This is a genomic window from Carboxydocella sp. ULO1 (genome assembly GCF_002049255.1).
Lineage (GTDB): Bacteria > Bacillota.
The window spans coordinates 1-373 of the sequence record NZ_BDLQ01000153.1 but is presented as its reverse complement, the minus strand read 5'-3'; the positions used below and the strand labels follow the sequence as shown (position 1 = coordinate 373).

1 protein-coding gene is annotated in these 373 nt (G+C 54.7%); it reads right to left on the bottom strand.

Annotated elements, in window-relative coordinates:
* Positions 1-373, bottom strand: a 373-nt coding sequence (locus ULO1_RS14870) for a hypothetical protein (RefSeq protein ID WP_159446914.1), incomplete at both ends; no start/stop codon positions are given.

Below are 373 nucleotides of genomic sequence, written 5' to 3'. Positions count from 1 at the left end.
CAGCGATAATGGTAACCGGATAAAGTCCATCCGGTAAATAGGGATCAGTGAAATGGATGCGAGCTCTGTTTTTCGACCGGGGATTAACAGGCAACTGCCAGGTGTTAGCCGGTGTCCCGGCCGGATTTGTCGGTTCCAGCAGCACCTGCTGTCCATCAGGAAAGCGGGCCTGTACATATTTTGCTCCCGGACAGGGCCGACTTCGTCTAACTTTCTTTTCTACAACACTGCCATCAGGCTGCTGTTCATAAACAGTTTCTTCCCAGGTATAAGGGGTGGTGGCCGTTTCCACCACCAGGGCAAATACCTGTCCGGCTTTGATCTGGGCCGGTTCCGCCCTGCCGCTGACGGTCAGCTGGCCCTGTTCTTCCCT